This window comes from Actinosynnema sp. NPDC059797, assembly GCF_042732085.1.
In the GTDB taxonomy this organism is placed as follows: Bacteria; Actinomycetota; Actinomycetes; order Mycobacteriales; family Pseudonocardiaceae; genus Actinosynnema.
This window is the reverse complement of the sequence record NZ_JBHWIE010000307.1, coordinates 1-8574: the sequence shown is the minus strand read 5'-3', so window position 1 is coordinate 8574 and position 8574 is coordinate 1. Positions and strand designations below refer to the sequence as shown.

7 protein-coding genes are annotated in these 8574 nt (G+C 76.5%); 4 read left to right on the top strand and 3 right to left on the bottom strand.

Annotated elements, in window-relative coordinates:
- From ACFV4N_RS35305 to ACFV4N_RS35295, 3 genes are all read right to left on the bottom strand, one after another.
- Nucleotides 1–1915: hypothetical protein (locus ACFV4N_RS35305; protein ID WP_499677004.1), on the bottom strand; the 1915-nt coding region annotated here is incomplete at its 3' end.
- Nucleotides 1908–2927 carry a thiopeptide-type bacteriocin biosynthesis protein gene (locus ACFV4N_RS35300; RefSeq protein ID WP_499677003.1) on the bottom strand — a complete coding sequence of 340 codons (1020 nt, stop codon included), beginning with the start codon at nt 2925–2927 and terminating at the stop codon, nt 1908–1910. The genes ACFV4N_RS35300 and ACFV4N_RS35305, both read right to left, overlap by 8 nt.
- A 287-nt stretch (nt 2928–3214) precedes the next feature.
- Complete coding sequence (locus ACFV4N_RS35295) at nt 3215–3619, bottom strand: hypothetical protein (RefSeq protein ID WP_499677002.1); 405 nt, start codon at nt 3617–3619, stop codon at nt 3215–3217.
- Between the two features lie 253 nt (nt 3620–3872).
- On the opposite strand from ACFV4N_RS35295, the gene ACFV4N_RS35290 reads away from it, so the two are divergent.
- From ACFV4N_RS35290 to ACFV4N_RS35275, 4 genes are all read left to right on the top strand, one after another.
- A complete protein-coding gene (locus tag ACFV4N_RS35290) occupies nt 3873–4619 on the top strand; it encodes an IclR family transcriptional regulator (RefSeq protein ID WP_499677001.1) in 747 nt (248 codons plus the stop codon).
- A gap of 192 nt (nt 4620–4811) precedes the next feature.
- Nucleotides 4812–5831 carry an Ldh family oxidoreductase gene (locus ACFV4N_RS35285; protein ID WP_499677000.1) on the top strand — a complete coding sequence of 340 codons (1020 nt, stop codon included), beginning with the start codon at nt 4812–4814 and terminating at the stop codon, nt 5829–5831.
- Complete coding sequence (locus tag ACFV4N_RS35280) at nt 5828–7159, top strand: MFS transporter (RefSeq protein ID WP_499676999.1); 1332 nt, start codon at nt 5828–5830, stop codon at nt 7157–7159. Before ACFV4N_RS35285 ends, ACFV4N_RS35280 begins: the two co-directional genes overlap by 4 nt.
- Nucleotides 7156–8508, top strand: coding sequence for a mannitol dehydrogenase family protein (locus tag ACFV4N_RS35275; RefSeq protein ID WP_499676998.1), 1353 nt, complete (start codon nt 7156–7158; stop codon nt 8506–8508). The genes ACFV4N_RS35280 and ACFV4N_RS35275 overlap by 4 nt, the downstream gene beginning before the upstream one ends.
- Nucleotides 8509–8574 lie beyond the last annotated feature (66 nt).

The following is an 8574-nucleotide window of genomic DNA, read 5'->3' as shown; positions in this document are numbered from 1 at the left end:
GGCGCACCCCGGGCGGCCCGGCGGACAGCAGCAGGGCGAGGGCGACGTCCCACGGCGGGAACGCCACGCGGGTGGCGTGGTGCACCGGCCACAGGCGTTCGCCGCCCGACTCGGCGATCGTGGCCCGCCCCTCGCGGCGCAGGGTGATCGCGTCGAGCGGGACGTGCCGGGCCGGGTGCTCCTCCCCGAAGTACGGGCGGTGGTCCGGGTCGCCGGTCCACAGGCCGGTGAGGGCGGGCCGGCGCACGGTGTTGGCGGAGCGGGCGTTGTGCGGCGGCACCAGCACCTCCACCAGCCGGCCGCCGCGGGACCGCTCGAACTCCCGCAGGAACTCCCGGTACGCGGTCACCGGTCCGGGCTCGACGCCGTGCACCAGCCGCAGGCCCCGGGCGAACCGCGCGTCGAGGGTCCCGGCGGGCACCGCGGAGTCCAGCACGGCCGCCGGACCGCCGGGTTCGGGCGGCAGGGGCCTCAGCAGGCAGTCCGCGGGCCAGTCCGGGGACGGTCGGGGCGCGCCCACCGCGTCCAGCAGGTCGTCGGTCAGCTCCACCGCGCCGCCCGGCTCGTCGGGGTGGTCGGCCAGCCGGCGCAGCAGCGCCGAGTACCCCGAGGCGGGGTCCCGCGCGACCGGCCACGCGCCGTCGTCCGCCGGTGCGGACCGGTGGTCGGGTCGGTCGGCCAGGAACCGGCGCACCAGTTCCGGCACGGGCGTGGGCCGCTCGTCCAGCAGGGCGTGGAGCGGTGACGGCGGGGCCGGCGCGTCGGCCTTGACCAGGGCGTCCAGCCGCCGCAGCACCCCGACCGCCGCGCGCACGCCCGCCTCGTCCGGCGCCGGGACCGCCCCGGTGACCCGCCGGTGCACGTCGAGGTAGTCGTCCCCCACCCGCGGCTCCGCCCGCGCCGGGCCCCACGTCGAGGCGCGTTCGACGACGTCCCGGCCGCGCCGCAGCACGCCCAGCCCCACGAGGTGGTCGAGGAACGCGGCGAGCGCGGCCCGGCCCGCCGGGTCGTCGGCGCGCGTACCTAGCAGGGCGGTCGTCACCTCGTCGCCCGGCCGGGGTCCCTCGGCCAGCGCCCGCCGCACGGCGCGCAGCGCCGGGGTGTCCCTGACCCGCACCTCGCGCAGCCGCCCCGGGTCGCGCTCGTGCGGCGCCCACGTGACGAGGGAACCGCCCTCGGACCAGTGCAGGCCGGTCAGCGCCAGTTCGCCCGCGCGCGACCGCGCGGTGTGGACGTTGGGCACCTCGTGCGTGGCGAACGGGCCCGCGGTCAGCGGACCGACCCCCGCCGGGGCCGGGGCCACGTGCCCGAACCAGCTGCGCGGCGTGGTCTTGACCGCCCCGCGCGCGATCAGCCGCCACAGGTGGTCCGCGCGCTGCCGCAGCCGCTTGCCGTCCCACGACTCGCCGGCCGCCACCCTGCGCTCCACGTCCGCCACCAGGTCGGCGGCGTCGTGGACGAGCGCGGCGGACCCGACCGGCGAGGACCGCAGCAGCCGCCAGGGCAGCCCCGCCAGCCGGCGCCGCTCGGCCGCCAGGTCGTCGAGCAGCCGGCCCCCGGCCTCCTGCCGGGCGCGGTCGTGGACGACCAGGCGGTCCAGCCCGATCGCGCACGGCGGGTCGACCCGGGCCGCGGCGCGCCGGGCGAGCGCGAGGGCGTCGTCGCCGGGCAGCGGGCGGCCGGTGTGCGCGGCCCGGCGCACCTCCAGCACGGCCTGCCGCTCGGCGGCGGTCACCTCCGGCCGCGGCACGACCCGGTCACCCAGCCGCGCGGCCAGCGCCCGGCCGTGCTCGCGGTGCGCGGCGGTCGCGGCGTCGGCGTCGGCGAGCGCGGCGAACAGCTCCGGGCACCCGCCGGCCAGCCACAGGCGCACGGGCAGCCCGGCGAGCCTGAGCAGCACCACCGGTTCACCCACGGTCCGTCCCCGGCGTGCCCAGGGCCTCGGCCAGCAGCACCTGGCGCTCGGCGGACAGCGCGCCCCGGTTCCAGTGGAAGACGACGTGGAACGCGAGCGCGTGCCGGGGACCCGCGCCGGTGTCGTGGTCGTCGAAGAACCCCGCCCGCCACCGCGCGCCGATGTCCAGGGCCCGCTCCCGGTGCCGCGCGACGACGTGCCGCGCCCAGTCCGGCAGCGATCCGACGAGCCGGTCCTGGTCCTGCCACAGCAGGCGGAGGCCGCGCACCGCGGCGTCGAACCCGGCCTGCCCGCTCACGCCGTCCGGCAGCCGCCTCCCGGCCTCCGAGCGGACCCGGTCCCACACGTCCCGGTCCTCCCACCCGACGACCGACAGGCCGTCGAGCACGGCCCGGACCATCGCCAGCGACACCGCCCACGCCGGCGCGCCGCCGCGGTGGTGCACCCGCAGCCAGGCCAGCGAGTCGGCGGTGAACAGCTCGTGGGCGTACGGCATCGAGGAACGCCCGCCGAACAGCCCGGCCTCCACCTCGTACACCGCGGGCGCCACGGTCGTGGTCACTCCGCCGGCGGCGAGGCGGTCGGCCCAGCGCAGCACCCGTTCGCGCAGCGCCTCGCGACCACCGGGCGGCGCCTGGAACCGGACCCGCAGGCCGGGTGCCTTGTGCATGAAGGAGAAGGCGGTCGCCGCGCCGCCGTCCAGCAGGCCGCGCGCGAAGTCGTGCAGCTCGCCGCACAGCGGGGCGCGGTGCCCCCGCGCGGGTGACAGCCCGACCTGGACCCACCGGCGCTCCCCGGCGGGCGTCGCCAGCGCGCCGAGCCCGGCGGCGAGGAACGCCCGCTGCGCCTCGACCAGCTCGGGGTCCGCCGGCCCCGGGTCGTGACCGCCGAGCATCCGCAGGCACCCGGTGAGCAGGTCCGCCAGGGGGACCGACCGCTCCCCCACGGGCACCGCGGCGGCGCGCGGAGGAGCGCCCCGGGCCGAGGCACGGGACAGCAGGTCAGGCGACATGTCACACCCCTACGTAGGTTGTGTGACGGGGAATACGGCGGTGGCGGGGTCTTGAAACAGCCGGCTCCCGCCTTCACCGCATCGAGTGGGTTTCCCACCCGGTCGGGACCACCAAGATCACTCGACCGATGACTTGACCCGCCGATGCCCTCGGGTGCGGCACGGCGCGGTGGCGCGGCGGAGCGGCTCCCGCCGGGGGTGGGTGCGGGCACGGCGGAACCCGGGGCGACCGGGTTGGGTCACACCCGGTGGGTGACGCGGGGTGGGTGATGCGGGGTGCGCGCGGGTCAGGACCGCCAGTCCGCGCCGCTGGTGACCTCTTCGCCGCCACCGAGGTGGAACAGGCTGGCGCGGGCGGCGATGAGGGCGGCCCTGGTCGCGTCGACGTCGCCCGTCACCGCGTGGGTGAAGGCGTTGCCCAGGTAGCCTTGGGCGATCTTGAGCACGCCGCGGCGGTCGTGCGCGGCGAAGCCCGCGAGGTCGTCCTGGACCGGCGCCACGGTGAGGGTGAAGTCGGTGAGCATGGGCTCCAGGGCGTCCGCGCGCGCCGTCGGGGGCAGCGCGGCGATCGCGGCGTCCACGGCCGCGGTCAGCACCGGGAGGGGGTCCTGCTCCGGGCGCGGGCGGCAGACCGTGGCGGATCCGGCGCGCGTCTGTTGCGGAACGGGGACCGACTGCTGGTCGAAGCTCACGGGATGAGCTTAGAGAGGCCCTCACGGCCTCGCTCGACGTGCATCTGCACGTGCACCCGCACGGGCTAACGCCCGTTGCGCCGGGGCGGCCTCGAAACCCGCCGTGACCTCGGTGTTCGCACCCGGCGCGTCGGCCCGAAACCCACGCGGTCGTGTCGCCGGGGGGCCACCCCGGGGCGGACGTCGCCGCACCGGCGGACCGGCCCGTCCGCTCGGAGGTCGCGGTGATCGAACCTGGCATAGATTGAGCCCCATGAGTGGCGATGCCTCGCTTTCCGCGGCCGAGAAGACGCTGAGCGTCCTGGAAGCGCTCGCCGACCACTCCCGCATCGCCGACATCGCCGACGCCTCCGGGCTGCCGAAACCGACCGTGCACCGCATCCTCCAGACCCTGGTCCAGCGCGGTTTCGCCCGTGCCGACGGCCGGGGCGGCTACCTGGGCGGCCCGCGCATCCTCAGCCTCGCCGGCCGCTTCCTCCAGCGCCTGGACGTCGCCGAGCACGTCCGCCCGACGCTGCGCGACCTCCAGGAGCGCACCGGGTGGACGGTCCACTTCGCGCTGCTGTCCGGCGACGAGGCGGTGTACGTGGTCAAGCTGGAGGGCGTCCGGCCCTACCACCTGGCCTCCCGCGTCGGCATGAGCCTGCGGCTGCACTGCACCTCCATCGGCAAGGCGATCCTGGCCGCGCTGCCCGACGACGAGGTGCGGGCGCTGGCGCGGCGCACGGGCCTGCCCGCCCGCACCGAGCGCACCATCACCGACGTGGACGCCCTGCTCGCCGAGCTGGCCGAGGTCCGGTCGCGCGGCTACGCCGAGGACCACGAGGAGAACGAGGCCGGGGTGCGCGCGATCGGCGCGGCCGTGTTCAACCACACCGGCGAGGTGGTCGGCGCGGTGTCGGCGGCGTCGCTGGTGGACTTCGCCGAGGCGCCCGGCGACCTGCCCGCGCTGGTGGTGGAGGCGGCCACCACGGTGTCACGGGCGCTGGGCGCCGACTGAACCACGGGCGCCACGTCCCGGCTGAACCACGGGCACCGCGTCCCGCTGGACCACGGCCGCCGCGCGCCGACCGGACCGCAGGCGTAGGGCGCCGACTGAACCGAGCCAGGTGTGTGACCCGCTTCACGGAGCGGGCCATCCGTGCCATGGTGAGGACATGGGGATGGAACTGCGTTCCGTCAGGCGGAACAGATGAAGGTGACGTCGAGCGAACTCCTCAAGCTCGCGGTCCGCGTCCTGCTCGACGCCGGGACGACCCTGGTGGACGCCAGGACCGTCGCCGGCTCGCTGGTCGAGGCGAACCTGGCCGGTCACGACTCGCACGGCGTGCGCCGCCTCGTCGACTACGTCGAACGCATCCGCGACGGCCGGATCGACCCGCGCGCCCGCCCCGAGGTGGACCACCCGCGCCCCGGCACGGTCGTGGTGCGCGGCAACCGGGCGCTGGGCCGGATCGCCGCCGGTGTCGCGGCCCGCGAGCTGCGGGCGGTGGCGCGCACCCACGGCAGCGGCGTCGCGGTGATCCGGGACTGCAACCACGTGGGCAGGCTGGGCGAGTACGTCGGCTTCCTGGCCGAGCACGACCTGGTCGCGCTCGCGTTCGGCAACGCCGACCCCACCGTCGCGCCCTACGGCGGCCGGGCCCGCAGGCTCGGCACCAACCCGCTCGCCTGGGCCGCGCCGCGCGCCGCGGACCGACCGCCGATCGTGGTGGACTGGGCCAGCTCCGGCGTCGCCGAGGGCAAGCTCGCCCTCGCCCGCGACCGCGGCGAACGGGTGCCCGAGGGCCTGGTGCTGGACGCGCTGGGCCGACCGACCACCGACCCCGCCGACTTCTACGCGGGCGGCTCGCTGCTGCCGTTCGGCGCGCACAAGGGCTACGGCCTGAGCGTGCTCATCGAGGTCGTCGGCGGGCTGCTCACCGGCATGGGCATCGGCAGCCTGCCCGGCTACGGCGGCGGGTTCGGCACCGTGCTGGCGGCGTTCGACATCGGCTCCCTCACGCCGGTCGACCGGTTCCGCGAGCAGGCCGAGCTGTTCTGCCGCGAGCTGGCCCGGACCCCGCCGTCCGAGGGCAGCCGGGAGGTCCTGGTGCCGGGCGAGCCGGAGGCGCGCACCCGCCGCGCCCGGCTGCGCGACGGCATCCCGATCGGCGAGGAGACCTGGCAGGACCTGCACGCCCTGCTCAAGACCGGGGAGGGACGACCATGACCGGGACGACCGGGCACGAACCCGCGACCGACGGGCGGCAACTGCGCCGCGTCGTGGGCGCGTCCGTCGTGGGCACCGCCCTCGAGTGGTACGACTTCTTCATCTACGGCTTCGCCGTGACGCTGGTGTTCAACGAGCTGTTCTTCGTCACCGGGGACCCCGCGACCGGGGTGCTCGTCGGGTTCGCCACCTTCGGCGTCGGCTTCGCGGTCCGGCCGCTGGGCGGCTTCCTGTTCGGACACCTCGGCGACCGCATCGGCCGCCGGTCCACGCTGGTGCTGACCACCCTGGTCATGGGCGTCTCGACCGGGCTGATCGGCCTGCTGCCGACCTACGGCTCCATCGGGATCGCCGCGCCGATCCTGCTGACCGCCCTGCGGATGTGCCAGGGCCTGGGTGCGGGCGCGGAGTTCGGCGGCGCGGCCACGCTGCTGGCCGAGCACGCACCGGCGCGCAGGCGGGGCTTCTTCACCTCGTTCGCCCAGACCGGCGTCCAGATCGGGCTGCTGTCCGGCACGCTGGTGTTCCTGCTGGTCGAGCTGCTGCCCCGGCAGACCGTGCTGGACTGGGCGTGGCGCATCCCGTTCTGGTTCAGCTTCGTGCTGATCGCGGTCGCGCTGTACGTGCGGCTGCGCGTGGACGAATCGCCGGTGTTCCAGCGGATGGCCGCGCAGCGGACCACGGTGGAGCTGCCCGTGTTCGACGCGCTGCGCCGCTACCCGCGCAACTTCCTGATCGGCATCGGCGCGCACATCTGCGACACCGCGATCGTCTACATCTACGCCACCTACAGCCTGGCCTACATCACCAAGTCGCTGGCGCTGCCGCGCTGGGTCGGGCTCACCGGCGTGGTGCTGTTCGGCGTGGTCGTCATCGTGCTGCAACCGGTGTACGGCGCGCTGTCCGACCGGATCGGGCGGCGTCCGCTCAACCTGTTCAGCGTGGTGTTCACCGCCGCGTTCGCGTTCCCGTTCTTCCTGCTGCTCGACACGCGCGAGCCGGTGCTGATCTGGGTGGCCCTCGTGGTGGCCACCGCGTTCGGCCTGGCGCCGATGATCGCGGTGCAGCCCGCCTTCTACGCCGAGCTGTTCGGCGCGCGCGTCCGCTACACGGGGTTCGCCGCCTCGCGCGAGATCGGCGCGGCGCTGGCCGGGTTCTCGCCGCTGGTGGCCGCCGCGCTGGTCGCCCAGGCAGGCGGCCGGGGCCGGCTGGTCGCGGTGTGGATGATCGGGACCGCGGCCGTGTCGTTCGTGGCGTTCCTGCTGTCCGCGGAGGGCAAGGACGTCGACATCACCGCACCCGACGTCGCGGGGGTGTCACCCCGGTGAGCAGGCCGCGCCTGACCGCCGCCCGGCTGCCCGCACCGCTGGCGGCCGACCTGCCCGACGGCGGGGTCGGCATCGTCCACCTCGGCCTCGGCGCGTTCCACCGGGCGCACCAGGCGGTGCTGACCCAGGAGGCCATGCGCGTCGAGCCCGGCGCGTGGGGCATCTGCGCCGCGGCCCAGCGCGACGGGCGGGTGCGCGACGCGCTGGCCGAGCAGGACCACCTGTTCACCGTCACCGAGCGGGACGCCGCCGGCGAGCGGCTGCGCGTGGTGGGCAGCGTGCGCGAGTCCCTGGTGGCGGCCGCCGAAGCCGACCGGCTGGAGGAGGCGCTGGCCCGGCCGGGCACCCGGGTGGTGACGCTGACCGTCACCGAGGCCGGGTACCGACACGACCCGGTCACCCGGCGGCTGCGCGACGACGACCCGGAGGTGGCCGCCGACCTCGCGGGCGGGCCGCCGCTCACCCCGGTCGGCCAACTGGTCGGCGGGCTGCGGCGGCGGCGCGAGCGCGGGCACCCCGGCCTGACCGTCGTCTCCTGCGACAACCTGCCCGACAACGGGCGGCTGGTCGGCGGCCTGGTGCGCGAGTTCTGCGACCGGCGCGGCGAGACCGGCCTGGCCGACTGGGTCGAGGAGCACGTGCGGTTCCCCTCCAGCGTGGTGGACCAGGTCGTGCCCGCCACCACCGACCGGGACCTGGCGCGGGTGGCCGAGGCGCTGGGGCTGGAGGACCGCGCCGCGGTGGTCGGCGAACCGCACCGCAGGTGGGTGGTCGAGGACGACTTCGCCGCCGGGCGGCCCGCCTGGGACGCGGTGGGCGCGGAACTGGTGGCCGACATCGCGCCGCACCAGGCCGCGAAGCTGCGGCTGGTCAACGGCACCCACTCGGCGCTGGCCCACCTGGGCCTGCTCGCCGGGTGCGAGAACGTCGCCGGGGCCCTGGGCCGCGCGGAGTTCGCGCGCTACGCCGAGCGCCTGCTGCTGACCGAGACCGGCCCGTCGCTGCGCCGCTTCGGCGCCGCGCCCGACGGCCGGGAGGTCGAGGCGCTGCTGGACCGGCTGGCCAACCCCCGGATCACCCACCGGCTCGACCAGATCGCCCGCGACGCGCCGCGCAAGCTGCCGCAGCGCCTGCTCGACCCGGCGGTGGACCTGCTGGTGGTCGGCGCCGAACCGCGCCTGATCTGCCTGGCGCTCGCCGGTTTCCTGCACCAGCAGGACTTCCCCGCGCTGCCCCTGCCGCTGCCGCTGCGCCAGTCGCGGGTGTTCCGGCGGCTCATGGCCGACGCGGTGCGCCGGATCGACCAGGACGGGGTGACCGCCACCCTGAGCCGGATCGGGAGGGACTGATGGAGCTGCGCGGGAGCGTCGCCGTGGTGACCGGCGGCGGCACGGGCATCGGCCGCGCCACCGCGC